Origin of the sequence: Mobiluncus mulieris ATCC 35243, from assembly GCF_000160615.1 — a bacterium.
Taxonomy (GTDB): domain Bacteria; phylum Actinomycetota; class Actinomycetes; order Actinomycetales; family Actinomycetaceae; genus Mobiluncus; species Mobiluncus mulieris.
On sequence record NZ_GG668519.1, the window covers coordinates 272378 to 291126 of the forward strand.

Below are 18749 nucleotides of genomic sequence, written 5' to 3' on the forward strand. Positions count from 1 at the left end.
AGGCTAGGCCGGGACAGCGGTTTTAGGGACAGACTTGGCGAAAGGCTGGGCGTGGGTTTCGAGGTATTCGTCAAGTAAATCCAGCGTAGCCTGGGCATAGTCACCGGGTTCATCGGTAGTGAACTGACGGATTTCAGCAATAAACTGTGGGGTAAGCATCACCTTGAAATCGAAGATATCGCCCATCAGTTTGAAGACAAGGATGTTATCCCACTCGGAGTAGGTATAGTCGAACAACACAGAAAATCTCGACTCCGGAACCTGATTGATGATGAAGCACGTCAAGCGACCCCCCAGGGAGTCGTCGCCCCAGGGACTGTCAAAATCACTTTCTTCCCAATCATCCCAATTCCGCTGCATAGCCATAATTCTATCCTATTTCCGCCGTTTCTGGCTGACCTTAACTTCCTTACCATTCCTCCACAGGCGCACGCCCCGACCCCTGACGGGGAACATGTGAACCTGCTCTGTTTCAGTTGCAGACGCAACGAAAAAGCACTCTATAGTGATTTCTACCCCCAGGTAAACACCAGTGAATTCTAGACGGTTTTTCTTTATAACCGGCCGGTCTTGTATCAGATGGTAGAAGGCGTCGCGCACGGTTTCCGGTGTCCAGTCGGCGGGGAACTCGGAATGCTTCTTTTTGCCCCGGCCGTTGGGGATGGCGCCCCACACGTGGCCGCCACTGACCCGCTTAGTCACCGGGTCAGTCCTGCCGAAACAAATGGCGCGGAGGATTTCCTCGGTCAACACCGGCATGGGAAGACTCCCATCGGGATTCCACGACGGGAAACCAGTCAGCCACCAATACCGGGAAGGCTCATCCTTGCCACCCATACCCTTGCCCACGAATCAACCCATCGCCTGAATCAAAAGCAACATACAGATATCATATACTATCTACAAACATATTAAAGCATCTAACTTAGGTTAAACGGATTAAATCCACGTAACTGTGATTTTCGATTGACCCGGGTCATGCGGTGGATGGCAGAAAAACAAGGATTTCAGATGGCACCTCATGAAGACGGCACCAGCATTGGCAGCAGAACGTCGCTATTTGTAGATTTCTCGGCGGTGTCCCAAATCTACGGCTAGGATGAGCAGTCTCTCGTCCACAATGTCGCAGATGACGCGGTAATCTCCTACCCGGTAACGCCAGTAACCCGAATAGTTCCCGGTCATGGCTTTACCGCGCGAACGAGGATTGCTTAGCCTGGTGATCGCTTCGAGTTCAAGGATGATTTTTTCACCTGCTTGCGGGTCAGTTTTCTTGAGTTTCCGCAGTTCTTTGGCTGCCCGCTTGGTGAAATCAATCCTCCAAGCCATAGAGAGCCTTCATTTCTTCGAGACTGACGGTGTCAAGTATTCCGGCGCGGTAGTCAGCGGAATCCTGCCGGAGTGAACGAAAGTACGCTTCGCGGGACTCCGCCGGCGCGGCGAATTCGAAAGGAATACGCCGCTCGTCACCAACGTAGCGCAAAAACCCCGTAATGGCGCTGGACATGGGCAGACCCATGGCTTTGCAGGCCGCCTCGGCGCGCTTTTTGACCTCACGCGGAACACGTACGACAACTTGGTCTTTTACGATGGTATCGGCTGCAGTGGACACTATTCTTACCCCCCTCCTACCCGAATGTTAGCTTTAGTATATCGCATAGATAGCAATCGGTGCGGCATGGGAAGACTCCCATCGGGATTCCACGACGGGAAACCAGTCAGCCACCAATACCGGGAAGACGCGTCCTTGCCTCTGCCCATGAATCAACCCGCTGTTCGAACCAAAACCAACATACAGATATTATACACAATCTACAAGCATTACAAGGCATCTAATCTGGGTTAAATGAGTTAAAATCCACGCAACCAAGACTTCCGATCACCCCGGGCCATACGGTGGATGGCAGAAATTTGGGAGAATTTGAGGGTTAGGCTCAAATATATGAAGCCCCACCCCCATTTTTTCACAAATTTCTGCCATTTCCAGAAAAACAAGGATTTGGGATGGCACCTCATGAAGACGAGGAAGACCTACGGACATTTAGCGAGCAGGAAGAAAAACCCCGCCAGACAAAAGCACAGGTCACGGGCTTTACCAGTTGATGCGTTCACTCTGGGCGAACACTAAATGTCCACAGATTGTTAGCGCTGACAACGCGGGCACCAGTACAGTTTTCGCCCACCCACGACCGCCAGGCGCACCGTCGCGCCGCAACGTACACAGGGGCGACCGTCGCGCTGATAGACGTAATAGCGCTGGTCAACGGCCTGAATTTTCCCTCCCGCCCCGGCCTGGCACGTGGCGAAATCCGCCGCGTCCCGGGGGGCAAGCGTGGTCACCCGCCCCGATTCCACTCCACGCGCCATGTATTCCACCAACCAGTCCCACACCCGGCGCAGTTTACGCTCGCTGACTTCGCGGGCGGGAACAAAGGGACTCAACCGCGCCGCAAATAGCGCCTCGGCGCGGTAAATATTACCCACCCCGGCCGCCACGTTTTGATCCATCAAGGCCTCACCGATGCCCTTGCTTCGCCGCCCGGCGCGTGCCACGAAATCCGCGAACTGGGCATCCGGGCGCAACGGGTCGGGCCCGAGCCGCGCCGCAATCGCTCGGGTTTGCGCCCAATCGAGCAGCTCACAGCGGTTTGGTCCGCTGAGATCAGCCACGCCATGCGGGTTCATGAGGCGCAAGCGCACGGTGCCCACTGGCGCAAAGACTCTGAACTGGCCGGGCATCAAAAACCAGCGATCGGCAAAGTGCTCGTGGGGGGCGAAAGCCGAGCCATCAGCACGAGTATGGGCGGGAATCTCGCGGATAGTGACGTTTTCCCCAGAATCCACCAAGGTCACTTCGAGGCCGGAACCCGATTCCGCATCCGTATCCAGGCTGGAACCCGGTTTGGCGTCGTGCGAAGTTTGTTGCGCTTCGATATCTGGCCGATTGTCCTCCTGATTTTCCGACTCCGGGAGTAACCAGTGCAATGGCTCGTGAAACACCGCATCCCCGGTGAAACGCCAGGAACCGTAAATCCCCAGATGCACATGCAACCAGGTGAGAGCATCCTCGGAAATGGCGCCTCGTGAACCCCCCTCCGTAACCGCAACCACAGACGCAACCTTCAGGTCGGCCGGGGCAAAACCCAAAAACAGGTGCTTCCCGTGCACCCGCACCGCTACCAAACGCTGGCCGTCAAGCCGGGTGGCACCCGCCGCGAAACGTCCCTGGGGCGAAGACGCACTCAGCACCTGGCCGCCCAGCAAGACCCTAAACTGCCCGGCCAAACGATGAATCGAGTGTCCCTCCGGCATATTTGCACCTCCCCCGTGGCTCGTTTATATAGTTCTCAGACTCAAAGCTACGGAGTCCAAATGGCTGGCTTTTTCCCACGCGCCAACCACGGTTTCCCAGGCTTCGCTCGGTTGGATTCGCAAATCGCATTGGTGCGCCAAAGCCGCCTCCCATTCTTGAATACTGGGTGTCTTACGCGGCAGAGTCAGCCTAGTGGGAGGTTTACCACTCGGCTCAAGTTTAGCGTAAATCCTGGCTGTCTCGGAGTTTGTGGAGTCCCACAGCTGGATACGTATAGAAATTGATTCGAAACTGTACACGCGGGGAGTCACACTATTAGCGGTTGCGAGAGGAACTGGTTCCACAGGGATTGTAGTTTCTGGGTTTGAGCGAGTTCCGTTGTTTTGGCGCGATTCACGTGTGCCAGTAACGCTCGTGCTGCGTTTAGGGCTTCATGAGGGGCTAGCCCCCAATCCGGGCGAGACACTAAATCCAAGAGAGCCTGTTCCCGAGTTTGTACCCGGAAATAACCGAGACTGGATTTTACTATCTCGAAGTCCTGGACACGGCATCCCTTAGTGGAAAAATACACCCACACCCATATGTTAAATATTTCCTTAAAGGTAATAAACTGCATAATTAATCGGGACTAGGTTAGTGGAGAATCGCGATTTAGCAAGATAGTCCTGCGATGCGGCGCGAAACTTACAGTTCCGTCACCCGGGCACCGGCCACGGGCTCGCCGCGCAGCACCACCAGGGCGGGGCGAGCGAGCACCGCGATGTCTGCGCGCGGGTCGCACGGATAGACCACCAGGTCAGCCGGGGCACCCTCGGATAGCACTGGCACACCCAGGAAATCGCGCGCCCGCCAAGTCGCTAAATCCACGATTTCCGCCGGCCGCAAGCCTAGGTTCAGCCAGCGTGCGAGCTCGGTGGGCAGCGACCCATGCGCCTGGTATCCCCCCGCATCGGTACCGGGCAATAATTGCACTCCGGCCGCCAGCAAACTCGCCTGGTGTTCGATATTGCGCTGGTGCATGGCGCTCATGGTCGCCGCGTACACCGGGTATTTCGCGCCGGCTTGGGCGGCAAAATCCGCAAAACGCGCAATCTGCAACATAGTCGGGGTGACGGGAACGCCGCGCCGCGCGGCCTCCGCTATGTGGTCAGAATCCATGCCGGTGCCATGTTCTATACAGTCCACTCCCGCATCCAGCAAGTCGTCTATGGTCGCCCGGGCAAAGGTGTGGACGGTTACCCGGGCGCCGTGTTCATGAGCGGCTTGCACCGCGTCACGCAAAATCCGCCCATCCCACAGGGGGCGCAAATCTGAATCCGCACCATCCGCCCGGTCTATCCAATCCCCCACGATTTTCACCCAGCCGTCACCCCGCGCGGTCTGGCGAGCCACCTCGGCGGGCAGGTCGTGGGGGTTTTCCAGCTCCAACCCAAAGTAGCGCAAGTATCGTTTCGGGCGCGCCAAGTGCGCCCCACAGTGAATGATACGCGGCAACTCGGGACGCTCGTTTATCCAACGCGTGTCCACGGGCGCGCCGCAATCGCGAATCAAGAGCACCCCCACATCCCGGTCGGCTCGGGCTTGGGCTTCTTGGGTGTCGCGATCCACCGGACCGGATGAACCCAGACCGACATGGCAATGCACATCGACCAAACCGGGAACAGCCCAGCCGCGAATCTCGCGGTAAGTCAGGCCAGCTTCGGGGTGGCGGCTGACCACCCCGTGGTGGACATAAAGACTGCCATCAACCCAGGTAGCGGGCAGCAACGCCTTGCCGCTACCGCCATCATTTCCGTTGCCCGTATCCCCCGCCGGGGAATCCCGCCACAGGAAAGAACCGGTAAATTTCAAATGGCCACTCATGAACCCGACACCCCCCAATGACGACGAAACACACCCCAGCACACGCCCAGGCGAGCCTACATGCCATCCAACATGCGCTTAATGTCATCGGGCAAGTCGTCCACCGTCAGAGCCGGTTGCCCGTCGGCGGACTTTCCGGGAGCACCCGCGCCCATTGCGGCACCCGCACCCCCGCCGAGGCCCCCGCCGAGACCGGGCAGACCGCCGACACCGGGAGCACCGGCTTCCAAGGCAGGCGGCAACGCCGCGCCCCCCACCCCACGCTGCTGCAAGGCCTCACGAGCCTGACGAGCCGCCTTGGCGGGATTACCAGACTTGGCTTTGCGCTGTGCCTTGGATTTCTTGCCGCTCTTGGCTTGCTGCTTGGCCTTGGAATGCTTGCCCATCCCCGGCATCCGCCCGAAGCCCGGCATCATTCCCATGCCGTCTTCGCCGCCGACGCCGGCCATTCCAGCCATGCCCCCCATCATTTTCTGTGCCATCTCGAAGCGTTGTACCAGGCCGTTCACATCGGCCACCGTGGTGCCAGAACCCGCCGCAATCCGAGCGCGGCGCGAGCCGTTAAGGAGCTTCAAGTCTTGGCGTTCCGCCGGGGTCATAGATCGCACAATCGCCTCGATACGGTCAACTTCGCGTTCATCGAACTGGTCGAGTTGTTCACGAATTTTGCCCGCCCCGGGCATCATCCCCAACAGTTTCTTCATGGAACCGAGTTTGCGGATTTGTTGCAGTTGCGCCAAAAAGTCATCGAGCGTCAGTTGCCCAGACTGGATTTTGCCAGCCATCTTTTGGGCTTGTTCCATATCAAAGGCTTCCTGTGCCTTTTCAATCAAAGACAACATATCGCCCATATCAAGGATGCGTGAAGCCATGCGATCGGCGTGGAAACGCTCAAAGTCATCCAAACCCTCGCCGGTGGAAGCAAACAACACCGGTTTGCCGGTCACCCCACGCACCGACAGTGCCGCGCCGCCGCGAGCATCGCCATCCAACTTGGACAGCACCACCCCGGTGAAATCCACGCCCTCTTGGAAGGCGCGCGCGGTGCGCACCGCGTCTTGACCAATCATGGCATCGAGTACAAAGAGAACCTCTTCAGGTTGAACTTCGTCGCGGATAGCGCGGGCTTGCGCCATTAGCTTCTCGTCCACGCCCAGGCGCCCGGCGGTATCCACAATCATCACGTCATAGCCGGAACCGGTAGCCAAAGCCAAGCCGCGCCTGGCCACATCCACCGGGTCGCCCACCCCATTGCCTGGTTCGGGGGCAAATACACTCACCCCGGCTTGTTCGCCGACAATCTGGAGCTGGGTCACCGCATTGGGACGCTGCAAATCGGCGGCCACCAGCAGGGTTTTTTTGTCTTGCTTACCCAACCACTTGCCGAGCTTGCCGGCCAGCGTGGTTTTACCGGCGCCCTGCAAACCCACCAGCATAAAAACTGTCGGGCCTTTGCCAGGCTTGACAAAGTGCAGCTCGCGGGCTTCCCCACCCAGAATTTCTACCAGCTCGTCATTGATAATCTTGACAATCTGTTGGGCAGGATTCAGTGCCTCGGAACGAGCCGCACCATAAGCCTTTTCTTTAACCTGGGCGGTGAAATCCTTGACGACTTCCAAGGCCACATCGGCTTCGAGCAGGGCACGGCGAATCTCGCCTACGGTCTGGTCTACATCGGTTTCGCTGAGTTTGCCTTTCTTACGAAGATGCTTAAAGGAATCAGCGATACGGTCTTGCAGTTTGTTAAACACCTTTCGATTCTATTAGGCACGCCGCAAAACAGACAAATACACCCCGATTCTTAGTAAGCTTCGGCGTTGAACCGAGACACCAAAGTATGGGCTATGCATCCAACAGGGCATCCGAGAAATCCCCGGGCACAAACGGCGCCAGGTCATCTGGCCCTTCACCCAAGCCCACCAGTTTCACGGGAATTCCCAGTTCGCGCTGCAAAGCCACCACAACCCCACCTTTGGCCGAACCATCCAGTTTGGTCAGTACAATGCCCGTAACCCCCACCGCTTCAGTGAAAATCTTGGCCTGGGACAAGGCATTTTGCCCGGTGGTAGCATCAATCACCAACAACACTTCGGTGATGGGAACCTGTTTTTCGGCCACCCGTTTGATTTTACCCAACTCGTCCATCAGTCCGGCTTTGTTCTGCAAACGCCCGGCAGTGTCTATCAGCACCACATCCGCGCTGTTATCCCGGGCGGCTTTAGCGGCATCGAAAGCCACCGAGGCAGGGTCGGCTTTGTCTTTCTCGGAGCGAATCACTGGCACGCCCACGTGGCTGCCCCAAGTTTCCAGCTGTTCCCCGGCGGCGGCACGGAAGGTATCAGCTGCACCCAAAACCACCGACTTGCGGTTGGCCACCAAGAAACGCGCCAGTTTCCCAACCGTGGTGGTTTTGCCACCCCCGTTGACCCCCACTATCAGGACACCCACGGTGTTTCCTTCGTGGCCTTCCGGAACGTCTAGGTTCAGATCTCGGTTGGCGTGACGATCCAGGAAATCCCCAATCATCCGTTTGGCCATGCGCCGCACTTCCTTGGCGCTCTTGGTTCCGATAACTTTCTGTTTGGTCTTCAGCTTTTCAATCAGTTCCAGCGTGGCTTCCACCCCGAAGTCGGCCGAAAGTAGCTCGTCTTCCAAGGCCTCCCAGTCGGATTCCTCCAGGTCAGCACGACTGAGTACCCCCAGTATTGCGCGGCCGAATTTGCCCTTGCCCGCCAGGCGTTCTTTCAACCGGCGCAGTCGCGAGGTCTTAGACTCAGGTTTGTCCAGGGGTTCTTCCGTGGCGGTCGGTTCGGGGCTGTCCGTGCCCGTTTCCTCGGGTTGCGCTTCCGCCGGTTCCTCGCTCGCGTTTTCAGCCACATCCGCCGGTTCCTCGCTCGCGTTTTCAGCCACATCCGCCGGTTCCTCGGTCGCGCCTGTGGGTTCCGTTGGGGTTTCCACTGGGGTTTCCTCTTCACGAGGTGCCATCCCAGCGGCCGGCTCGACTGGCGAAATCTCGGCTGGTTCCTCGATAGTTTCCGCGCTGTCTTCGGATGGCACCTCATGAACGGAATCATCCGCAACCGATGCACCCACCGCGACCGATGCGCTCAACTCAGGCTCCGGCGCGGCCTCGGACGAATCGGGGGAAAGCGCCGCAGCTTCAGCCTCGGTCTGACCCTTAACATAGGTGCCGTCACGCTTGGCACGCGCAATGTAGCGCGCTTCTTCCACACTCTGGCCAGCCAACGGAAAGAAACACAACCCATCGGGATCGCACACTGCATTGGGCGGCTTGACTGGCTCGGCTTCAACCTCGAAATCGTCGTCGTCATCTTCAAAATCAAAACGCGAGGTTGCCTCGGGGAATTCCCCGCCCGCCGTCGAAGACTCCCGGTCGAGGTTCGTCGTGTCTTTCCGCGAATCCTCCGGCACCGTCCCGAATCCGGTAATCGCTATCGACGAACTGGTCAGGGACTTGGACTCCCCGGATAATCCCCCCATGAACAGTCCAATATTTTCACCGGAATGCGACTGCGGTTCGGATTCAATTTCCAAATCAGCATCCACCGGCTCCATATTTTCCCGGCGAATCCGCTCTAAGGTATCAAGCAACCGGTCTTCATTGCGAATCCGAGTTTGTTGAGAATCAATCTTGGTAGCACTGATGACGATAAGGATAACGATTACCACCAGAGTAACGGGGATGGCAAAAATAAGAGGATCTGTATAACCGCCAGTCCCATTCATATTATCAATCAATACCGCCGCTACATCCATCTTTATGCCCGTCGCTATGTTTTTCAAGGGATTTAACTCCAGGGATAAGCAGGCCGCCTAATGGCCACGTCCCCGCTCCCTATTCTATCTCAAACCCACCAAGCTTCCGACTTTCCCCGTATTTTCACGGCCATTTTTTGGCATTTACTGAAGTTTCTCAGTATTGCAAACCATTCCGGTTTATTTACCCTGCCCGCACTTATCCCTTTTCATGAGGCGACGCCAAGCGTTGAGATATAACCGTAGTGGTACCATCCCGCATCGTCACCCCATAGAGCGCATCCGCAATCTCCATGGTGCGCTTATGGTGGGTGATGATAATCAGCTGAGAATTTTGCCGTAGAATCTCAAAGACTCCCAGTAAACGCGAAAGGTTCACATCGTCCAGAGCCGCTTCGACCTCGTCGAGCACATAAAACGGCGAGGGGCGTGCCTGGAAAATCGCAAACAAGAACGCTAAAGCCGCCAGGGAACGCTCGCCGCCGGACAACAGACTCATGCGTTTCACATTCTTCCCGGCGGGACGCGCGTGAATGTCAATCCCCGTATTCAACAGGTCTTTCGCGTCAGTCAGTTCCAGGCGCCCTTCACCACCGGGGAATAACACTTCGAAAATCTTGGTGAAAGCCGCCGCCACATCGGTAAAAGCCGCCCCGAAAACCTCTACCACCTGGCGGTCTACCTCAGCTACCACATCCAACAGGTCATTGCGAGACTTCTTAAGGTCAGCCAATTGATCAGCCAAGAACTGGTGGCGCGCCACCAAAGCGGCATGCTCTTCTAGAGCCAGGGGATTAACCTTGCCGATGCGCTTCAACTCGGCAGCGGCTTTGCTTTTACGCGCCACCTGTTCCTCGCGCACATAGGGTACATGTTCCACAGTTTCGCCGGACTCGTCAAAAACCGGCACTAGATTGTGCGGCCCAAACTCGGATATCAAGGTGTCTTCGTCCAGGCCGCATTCATTCTGGGCTTTTTCCAGCAGGGATTCCAGTTTCGCATTTACCTCGGTCAATTTCAGCTGATCTTGGAGCGAGGCATCATTAAGTTCCCCGCGTTGACGTTGTAAATCATCCAGATTCGCCCGCAGCATCTCGATTTCTTGATTAAGGCTTTCCCGGTTGTTTTGCGCCACTTCCCGTTGGGCGGCGGCAGCGGCACCAGCCGCATGAGCCAGTTCACTGGCGACCTGCGACTGCCTCAGCACGTATTCGGCACGGTGCCGGCGCTTTTCGCGCAGCCGCGCCGCCGATGCCGCTGCCGCAGCGGCCGCTTTTTCCTTGCCGATATTTCGCCGCAAAGACTCGGCTCGTGATTCCAGGGATTGCAGGGAATCAGTGGCTCGACTCGACTCGATAACCGCATTAGCCTTGGCGCTTTGCGCGGCTGATACCCCCGCGATTGCCTGGGTTAAAGCGGTTTCCAACTCGCCGATTTGGGTTTCCTCAGACTGTCCCGACTGGGACTGCGCCGCCTCCAGTTCGGCCTGTGCCGCCGCGAGTTTTTCTTGACGTTTGGCTGCTTCCTCGCGGGCAGCGGCGATATCCTTAGCCACCCGTTCAGCCTCGGCCCCAACAGTGGCTTGACGAGCCTTCGCGGCAGCGACTTTGGCGGCAGCGGCGGCCATCTGGGCATCTTGGGCTTTAAGCTCGGCGACTAGCTGCTGGTGTTGGGTTTTCAAATCGCGCAAGTTGGTTTTGGATTTCTCCAGGCTCGCGTTAAGTTTGTCGACTTCACGAGTTGCTAACTCGGATTCCTCGCTAGCCTCATTGAACTCTGTGGCGCGACGCAAAATACCAGCCTGGGGATCGCCACCCCCCAGCACCCGGGTAGTAGACAAATAATCCCCCACCTGGGTAACGGCGACCGTCGCCTGGCCAGCGCCCACCAGCTCCCGGGCGGTTCCCAAATCGGCACAGGCCACCACCCCAGACAACAACTGGGTGACGACCCGGGGCAGTTTCTGTCCGGGATGCGCCGCCACCAAATCGACGGCCCAGTGTGCCCCTTCGGGCAGTTTCCCGGGGGGTTCACGGTTTTCTGATGGCGAGTCGCTCGGGTTCCCCAAGCAACTCGCACCCCCCGGATTGGCCACCAGCAGGTGCAGCTGCCCGGATTCGTGTTCACGCACAAAACGAATCGTGTCGGCGGCCTCCTCTATCCCGTTGGCCAATAACGCCCCAGACCAAGCTCCGAACACAGCCCCGATAGCTTCCTCCCACCCGTCTTGCACCACCAGAGCTTCCGGCAAACTACCTTGAATCCCGCTCAAATCTGCCGCTAGCACCGCTTGCCCGGCATCTTGGGGTTTCAAGGTTCCCGCCAGCACCTCGCGACGTGCCGCCCAGCGCGCCGCATCGGCCTGAGCACTGGCCAAGGTAGTACGCAGCTCTGCTACTTGCGACTCGGTGGTGGCCACTTTGCCCGCCACGGCCTCTTCCGCTTTAACCAGCGGATTCTCACCCTGCTGAGGATTCGGAACAGTGTCAGAGATTTCGGCAAGTTCGGCGGCCGCCGCCGCTGCCCGCTGCTGGGTTTCCCGCCGGCTTTCCTCTAGCCGCGCAATTTTCTGGGTGGATTCTTCAGCTAAAGACGTAGCGGTGGCTACTATCCCGCGCAGCCTTTCCAGGGCTTCCCGCCGGTCAGCTCGTGCCCGCTGGATGGATTCAATGCTCTTGCGCACCTCCAGTTCCGCGATTTTAGCGGTGTTTTCCGCCTCGATACTGGCCGCGACTTCCTTCTGTCGGGTTTCCACCAGAGCCTGAGCTGCCGCTATATCGGATAGGGTTTGAGCCAGGCGCTCCTCTAGTTCACTGGTATCCACCTGGTGGTTTTGCGCCACATCAGCGGCGGTATCCAAAGCCTTGACGCGCTCGGCCGCCTGATTACCTAGAGAATCCAAACGTTCCGCCACCTGATTTAGTTCCGCCCAAGTCTGAGTCAGATTTTCCAAATCCGGAACCACCTGGTCAAACGTGATTTTCACCGCCGAGAGTTTCTGGTTCAGCGCCGCAATCTTAGTTTCAACTTCCTGGATGTGTGCCGCGATTTGCGCCTTGGAAGTGGTTTGACTCTGAGCCTTTTCCCGGTATTGCGACACAGAATCGGCCAACAGTCGCGCCGTAGCGTCACTGAGCTCGGCTTGTACCCGGGCGGCTTTCCGAGCCGCTTCGGCCTGTTTCCCCAAAGGTCCCAGGCGCTTGCCCACATCATTGGTCAAGTCTTGAACCCGAGATAGGTTTACCGCCAAACTTTCCAGTTTCCGCAAGGCTCGATCCTTGCGCTGCCGGTGTTTCAACACTCCCGCAGCCTCTTCTACAAAAGCCCGCCGTTCCGCCTCCGAGGCCGACAGCACAGTATCTAACTGTCCCTGACCCACAATGACGTGCATTTGCCTTCCCATCCCGGTGTCAGAAAGCAACTCTTGAATATCGAGCAAACGCACCGGGGTGCCGTTGATGGCGTATTCTGAGCCCCCCGAACGAAACATGGTGCGCGAAATCGTCACCTCGGAGTATTCAATCGGCAACGCCCCGTCGGTGTTATCCACGGTCAGCTGGACTTCCGCGCGCCCCAGGGGTGCCTTGGTTTTGGTGCCGGCAAAAATCACATCCGACATCTGCCCGCCGCGCAGGTTCTTTGCCCCCTGTTCGCCCATCACCCAGGCCAGGGCATCCACCACATTGGACTTACCCGACCCGTTGGGACCGACCACACAGGTCACACCCGGTTCCAGGGACATGTGAACCGTGTTAGCGAAAGACTTAAAGCCTTTCAAGGTCAGGTTTTTAAGATACACGCATTTACTCTAACCTAGTTGACAGGCCTTGCCCTATTTTCCTGGTTTAGCTTTTCCAAGCCCGGATTGCCTAAACCATGCTGTCACCCCAGTGATTCCCAAACGTGAATAGCTCACCTGCGGTCTCTAATCGAGAATACCGTATGTCCCTAATCCCATCAGGATACTGCCTCATCAGGACACTGCTGATTCCGCCGCGTTTTCCACCGCCAAGTCAATTCCCAAGGCCGAGGCTATCTGGGCTCCAGCTTTCACATCCTCGGACTGCGCGCTATCCTCGCCCAGCAACCGCAAGGCCGCGCTTTGGAACGATTCGGCCTGGGTGGCTAGGTTCCCGGAAACCGCTGGCGCAGCGGGTACAGTTGGGGCGTTTACCGACGCGGCTGGGATTGTGGCCGGGCTTTGATGCTCGGTTTCACGAGGTGCCATCGAGCTCGGTGGACGTATATTTGAAACTGTGGCCAGTCCGGGTTTCCTAATCCCGCCAGCTTCCGCGCTGGCACCTAATGAACCCGAATCCACCCCCGACGGGGCGAAACCCGACTGCGCCACCGCTGCTGTGGACGCCGCCTCAGAACCAGTCTCGAGGGGAATCTGTACCTCCAGGCTCTTTAACACGTCTTGAGCCAGATGGGACGGCCTACTCGCACCCCCCGGCAAACCCGTTTTTACGCCAGCCTCCAAGGAACCGTGGTTTTCAAAGCTCTGCGCTGTAGCAGCGGCAGACTCGAGAATCCAGGAAGTGGAAATCGCCCCGGGATCAAGGTGCCCAATCGAACGCTCCCCTAGCAGCGAAGCGCGACCCTTCTCGGCGGTCATCGACAAGGTGCTTTGTGCCCCATTGGCCGCTGCCGCCGCCGCGACACGCAAAATCTCGGCACAATCCGAACCCTTAGTCAAAGCCGCCGCCGCGTTGGTTGCCGCTGGATACCAAGCATCCAGCATGGTTTTACCCCCCGGTTCGGCTCCGCCGCGCTCTGCAATGCCCTCCGCCGCCTTGACCAGCATCATCGCCAGGCTCTGCGGGTCAATTTCGGTGGCTTCCTTGGGAATAGCTTTAGCGGCTCGCAAAAAAGCCGTTCCCAACAGCGGCCCAGAGGCACCCCCGACAGCCGCCAACAGTACCGTCCCAGTGGTATGCAGGGCTTTACGTGGGGTACTGATTTCATAGTTAGAAAGTTTTTCTTCTACCGCCGAAAACCCCCGCGCCAAGTTTTCACCGTGATCCCCATCGCCGATTACTACGTCTAAATCCGTCAAATACGCCTGTTTTTCGCGAAAATTCCGCGCCGCAGCAGCAATCCAGTTAAGTACCCATCTGGTCGTCAAACCCATGCGCACTCCTTTCTGTTTGCCTACCGGTTACGTTTTACGGTTACGTTTTCCGGCTTCATGAGGTGCCATTGCCGAGCCGCCCTCACCGCTAAATCCGCGTCATACCTATTCTACTGGTCGCGACCGTTCTTAGTCGCGGTTCAGTACCATGCGAGCCATCCCACTCAAAACCACCGATCCGAACACCAAAACCCCGCTAGTTCCGGGGGGTGCCTGCTGGAGATCATCAATCTCGCCAGCCTTGGCGATGGCCTCAGCCATAGTGTCGGCGACGATAACCCGGTCGGAGCCAAACACGTCTTCAGCAATGCTTTGCAAAGTCTCCAGGGAGGCGGCCCGCGACCCTGGCATCGGGGTCACCACCACCTCGCCTAGAACGGGTTCCATAATCCCCAAAACAGTTTCAATGTCTTTATCGGCCATGGCCGAGTATATTCCCACCGTATGTTCCCACCGCAGGTCTTCCGCTACGGCCTGCGCCAAGGCTTGTACCGCCCCGGGATTATGCCCAGCATCAGCCACAATCATCGGAGAAGAATGCAGCACTTCCAGGCGGCCCGGCGAAGACACCTCTGCAAAAGCCTGTGCTACTGATTCCCCGTCAAGTGCCTGCCCGCCCAGCTGGGCTTCCACCGCAGTCAAAGCCATCGCCGCGTTTTGGGCTTGAAATGCCCCGAATAGCGGCAAGAAAATATCTTGATAAGTCGCGGCGGGGGTGCGAATCGTTAAAATCTGGCCGCCGACGGCCGCCACGCGACCCAATACCTCGAAGTCGCGTCCTTCATAGCGCAGCGTGGCATCTTGTCGGCGGGCTGCCGCCTGGATGACTGCCAAAGCTTCCTCGGGCTGATGCGCCACTACCACATTCGCGCCACGCTTGATTATCCCAGATTTTTCGGTGGCAATATTAGTCAATCCTTTGCCCAACCACTGTTCGTGCTCAAGGCTGATTGGCCCGATTACGGCCGTGTCTGCGTCGATTACATTGGTAGCATCCCAACGTCCTCCCATCCCAACTTCCACCACCGCGACGTGTACCGGGGCATCCGCGAAAGCCGCATAAGCCATTACGGTCAATACCTCGAAAAAAGACAGCTGCGAGCCGGGATGTGCGTTTTCCCACAGGGCTAGCTGTGCCTCGATGTCTTCAAAAGCGGCGATAAAGGCTGCGATGGAAATCGGTTCACGGTCTATCGCTATTCTTTCCCGCACGTCGCTTAGGTGCGGGGAGGTAAACCGTCCGGTGCGGTATCCCAACACGCCCAGCAAAGCTTCAATCATTCGTGCGGTCGAGGTTTTCCCGTTGGTGCCGGTGACATGTACCGAGTGGAACAGCTCTTGGGGGTCGCCCAGATAATCCAAAACCCCCGCGACCCGCTCCAAAGTGGGTTCTATCTGGTGTTCGGCACGCCGCGCCAACAGGGACTGGTAGATGGCGGCAGCCTGCGGGTTGGTGGTGGTGCCGGGGCCGAGGCTTACGCTGGGACGTGGCTGGGCAAGCTGCTCGGCCAAGACTTCGTCTTGTTCCGCGCTCAGCTTCGCGCCGTCTTTGTCCCGTAGCGGTTTGGCCTCGGGCACGTCGGTTTCGGCTTCACGAGGTGCTTTCGCGGCCAACAGGTAAGGTATCAACTCCGGGTCTATCTCTAGCCCGTTCACGAGGGGCTTTTCCGGTTCCCCGGCAGGGGCTGGTTTCTGGTCTGGACTCACTCCCCCATACTAGACCACCATCATAAATCCCGCGATGAACCCAAGTCAGCCCGAAGCAATCCAAATCAGATACCACCCCAGGTCACCGGGATATAGTACTACCAGATACGGACGCGCGACTCGGGTTCTATCCACAAATCATCGCCGGGTTTGAGCCCGAAAGTCTTGGCAAACAAGTCCAGGTTTGCCACCACCCCGTTACAGCGGAACTCGGCGGGAGAATGCGGGTCAATAGCGATTAATTGTTTCGCGGCTTCCACCCGGGTTTTATTTTGCCAACTGAGCGCCCAGGAATAAAAGAATCTTTGGGCGCCCGTGTAGCCCTCGATTACCGGGGCATCCGCTGGATCGTTGATTCCTTGGTCTTTGAGCGCCAACAGATATGCCTTCCAGGCAATATCCAAGCCCCCGAGATCCCCAATATTCTCGCCGATAGTCAAAGCACCGTTGACGTGGAATTCTTCGGGCAAGCCCCGGGGCACATACTGGTCGTATTGGGCAATCAGAGCCCGGGTTCGTTTTTCGAATTCTTTCAAGTCGGTTTCAGTCCACCAGTTTTCAACCTTGCCGTGGCCGTCAAATTTGGCCCCCTGGTCGTCGAAACCGTGCCCGATTTCATGCCCGATAACCGCCCCAATCGAGCCGTAGTTCACCGCATCATCGGCCTGGGGGTCGAAAAATGGCGGCTGCAAGATTCCAGCGGGGAACACAATCTCGTTGTCAGTGGGATTGTAATAGGCGTTGACCGTTTGCGGGGTCATGTGCCAAATCGTGTGATCCACCGGTCCACCCAGCTTATCTATCCAGAAATCGGTTCCGAACTGGCTCGCGGAAGCTACCTTTTCCACCAAGGTGGGAGCCGAAACATCGAGTTTCTCGTAATTGCGCCACTTGTCGGGATACCCGATTTTCGGGGTGAACAGGCTCAGTTTCTCTAGGGCTTTCGCGCGGGTTTCCGATCCCATCCACTCTAGAGAAGAAATCGACTCGCGATAGGCCGCAATCAGGTTATCCACTAGGCGAGACATTTTTTCCTTGGAATCCGGGGGGAAATGCCGCGCCACATAGAGTTGCCCCAAGGCCTCGCCCATCACCGAAGAAGCCAGGGAAACCCCACGCTTCCAACGGTCACGAATCACCTCACGACCCGCGAGACGTTTGCCGTAAAACTCGAAGTTCGCCTGTACCAACGCATTTGAAAGCAAGGATACTTGGCCGTTTAGAGCCTGCCAGGTCATCCACAGGCGCAAGGTCTCGAAATCAGTCTCGGCCCACAACTGATCCATACCCGCAAAGAAATCAGGCATCCCCACGTTTACCTGGGTAAACATTTTTTCGGGCAGCCGCGAGGCTGCCCGCCAGGCATCGAGATCAAAAACGGGCAGCTTCGCGGCCAGTTCCGCCCAGGTCATCGGGTTATTGGTGGCATCGGTGTCACGGGTCTTGACGTTATCCCAATGCAGCCGCGCGATTTCTGTCTCAAAATCGACCACGGTGTTACCCGCCGCCTGGGATTGAGACTCGCTACTCATGAACCCCGAGAGAGAAAACATCCGCCCCACGTGTTCCCGGTAAGCTTGGAGCACCTCGCGGTGTTTTTCTTCTAAGAAATAGGCACGCTCCGGCAAGCCGATACCGTCTTGGCTAAAATAGTTGATATAGCAATCCGGGTTATTCAAATCAATGTCGATTCCCATCGAGAAAAACCCATCATAGGTGCCCATCTTCCAGGTTTTAGCCCACAAATCACGCAAATCACCCTTGGTTTTCGCCGTCCGCAACGGCGCAAAGAGACGCTCCAAACTGGGGGCACTATCAGCCTCTACCTGAGCCTCGTCCATAAACGAGCCATAGAGCGCAGCCACCTTCCCGGCCAGCTCCCCCGCGATTTTCCCCTCCACACAATCTTCGATAATGGCGCGAACCTGTTTCTCGCTGTTCTCGGTCAAAACATAGAACGAACCGTCCGCACTTTTATCCGCTGGAATCTGGCAGGCCTCTATCCATTTGCCGTTGACAAAACGGTACAGGTCATCTTGAGGGCGGATATTATTATCAAATTCATTGGGGTCAAGCGCCCCGAGCAAGGGATTTTTCGTCATGCTCTCCACCCTATCAGCGTTGTGTATCGAGGGTGAAGCCGAACTGGCACCTCATGAATCCGCCACCACCCGCAACGTCATCACCACCGCGAGACCCACCAACACACTCACTTTTGCGGCTCGTTCCAAGTCCAGGTCTGTAAAACCGCTTCGACAATGGGCTGATAGGTGTCCAAGGCATAATTCGGCACATCTTGCTTTAAAGCATAGGCATGATTATTGCCCGACACCATCGTCATAAACGCAGTCATCTCGACCTCGTGATAGGTGTAGTACCACTTCATAGCCAGCACGTTCAACCCCTCGACCTTAATGGGAGTCAACACCGTGAAATCCTTGAAATCCTTATAGATTGTGTCCTGTTTCAAGGTGCTCTTCACAAGTTCCGGGTCGGAAGTCACCTTAGCGTGGTCAATCACCAACACCGGAATATACCCGTGTATCGCCTGCGCAGAAGGCAACGAGAGAATCACCTGAGCATCGGGGAGCTTCTCGCCACCTGCAGCCTCGTAGGCATCGAGGTAACTGCCGGGTATTTTCACCCGGAAAGCCCCGTCTTTAGCGTTAACCCAGCCCTTTGGAGCCGGCGCGGCCTTAACCGCCTGATTCCATTGGGACTGTTGCTTGGGCGGTTCCTCTCTGCAGGCCGACAGGGACACCGCCGCCAAAGCAACCACCAAAAGCCCCCGCAACAGCACACCCCAAGGACTTCGCCGAAGGCGGGGACGAGGCCGCCCGGAATGCAGTGCCTCGGAGCGGCACAGCGACCCGACTAGACGGATTGGGGTGAAAAACGTCATCTGGAAGCCTCCTTATTGATAACTCCAGTTTAGTGAATTAATGAGCCTGTCTG

Annotated in this window: 15 protein-coding genes; all 15 read right to left on the minus strand. The window is 57.3% G+C overall.

Features of this window, described 5'->3' with window-relative positions:
* Positions 1 to 3: 3 nt before the first annotated feature.
* The gene (locus tag HMPREF0577_RS06220) at positions 4 to 360 is read right to left on the minus strand and encodes a hypothetical protein (RefSeq protein WP_248613727.1); all 357 of its coding nucleotides are present in this window, start codon (positions 358 to 360) and stop codon (positions 4 to 6) included.
* A gap of 15 nt (positions 361 to 375) precedes the next feature.
* Positions 376 to 837 carry a hypothetical protein gene (locus tag HMPREF0577_RS06225; protein WP_004012918.1) on the minus strand — a complete coding sequence of 154 codons (462 nt, stop codon included), beginning with the start codon at positions 835 to 837 and terminating at the stop codon, positions 376 to 378.
* Between the two features lie 219 nt (positions 838 to 1056).
* Positions 1057 to 1329 carry a type II toxin-antitoxin system RelE family toxin gene (locus HMPREF0577_RS06230; protein WP_004012919.1) on the minus strand — a complete coding sequence of 91 codons (273 nt, stop codon included), beginning with the start codon at positions 1327 to 1329 and terminating at the stop codon, positions 1057 to 1059.
* Positions 1313 to 1612, minus strand: coding sequence for a type II toxin-antitoxin system RelB/DinJ family antitoxin (locus tag HMPREF0577_RS06235; protein WP_004012920.1), 300 nt, complete (start codon positions 1610 to 1612; stop codon positions 1313 to 1315). Before HMPREF0577_RS06235 ends, HMPREF0577_RS06230 begins: the two co-directional genes overlap by 17 nt.
* 530 nt (positions 1613 to 2142) lie before the next feature.
* A complete protein-coding gene (locus HMPREF0577_RS06245) occupies positions 2143 to 3312 on the minus strand; it encodes an Fpg/Nei family DNA glycosylase (protein ID WP_004012922.1) in 1170 nt (389 codons plus the stop codon).
* A 24-nt stretch (positions 3313 to 3336) separates the two neighbouring features.
* Positions 3337 to 3612 (minus strand): hypothetical protein, encoded by a 276-nt coding sequence (locus tag HMPREF0577_RS06250; RefSeq protein ID WP_004012923.1) that lies wholly within the window; start codon positions 3610 to 3612, stop codon positions 3337 to 3339.
* 8 nt (positions 3613 to 3620) lie between these two features.
* Positions 3621 to 3929: a hypothetical protein gene (locus HMPREF0577_RS06255; protein ID WP_004012924.1), complete on the minus strand. Its 309-nt coding sequence runs from the start codon at positions 3927 to 3929 to the stop codon at positions 3621 to 3623.
* Positions 3930 to 3997: 68 nt separating this feature from the next.
* On the minus strand, positions 3998 to 5194 hold the full coding sequence (locus HMPREF0577_RS06260) for an amidohydrolase family protein (protein ID WP_004012925.1): 1197 nt from the start codon (positions 5192 to 5194) through the stop codon (positions 3998 to 4000).
* A gap of 38 nt (positions 5195 to 5232) precedes the next feature.
* Entirely contained in the window at positions 5233 to 6927 is a 1695-nt protein-coding gene (gene ffh / locus HMPREF0577_RS06265; RefSeq protein ID WP_004012926.1) for a signal recognition particle protein, read from the minus strand.
* A gap of 91 nt (positions 6928 to 7018) precedes the next feature.
* Positions 7019 to 8161, minus strand: coding sequence for a signal recognition particle-docking protein FtsY (ftsY, locus tag HMPREF0577_RS12065; RefSeq protein ID WP_423793745.1), 1143 nt, complete (start codon positions 8159 to 8161; stop codon positions 7019 to 7021).
* A 991-nt stretch (positions 8162 to 9152) separates the two neighbouring features.
* The gene (smc, locus tag HMPREF0577_RS06275) at positions 9153 to 12752 is read right to left on the minus strand and encodes a chromosome segregation protein SMC (protein WP_004012928.1); all 3600 of its coding nucleotides are present in this window, start codon (positions 12750 to 12752) and stop codon (positions 9153 to 9155) included.
* A gap of 174 nt (positions 12753 to 12926) precedes the next feature.
* Positions 12927 to 14087, minus strand: a complete 1161-nt coding sequence (gene dhaL, locus HMPREF0577_RS06280; protein ID WP_004012929.1) for a dihydroxyacetone kinase subunit DhaL — start codon at positions 14085 to 14087, stop codon at positions 12927 to 12929.
* 129 nt (positions 14088 to 14216) lie between these two features.
* A complete protein-coding gene (locus HMPREF0577_RS06285; protein WP_004012930.1) occupies positions 14217 to 15794 on the minus strand; it encodes a bifunctional folylpolyglutamate synthase/dihydrofolate synthase in 1578 nt (525 codons plus the stop codon).
* Between the two features lie 98 nt (positions 15795 to 15892).
* Positions 15893 to 17896: a M13 family metallopeptidase gene (locus HMPREF0577_RS06290; protein ID WP_004012931.1), complete on the minus strand. Its 2004-nt coding sequence runs from the start codon at positions 17894 to 17896 to the stop codon at positions 15893 to 15895.
* A 107-nt stretch (positions 17897 to 18003) separates the two neighbouring features.
* Positions 18004 to 18696, minus strand: coding sequence for a hypothetical protein (locus HMPREF0577_RS06295; protein WP_004017511.1), 693 nt, complete (start codon positions 18694 to 18696; stop codon positions 18004 to 18006).
* Positions 18697 to 18749 lie beyond the last annotated feature (53 nt).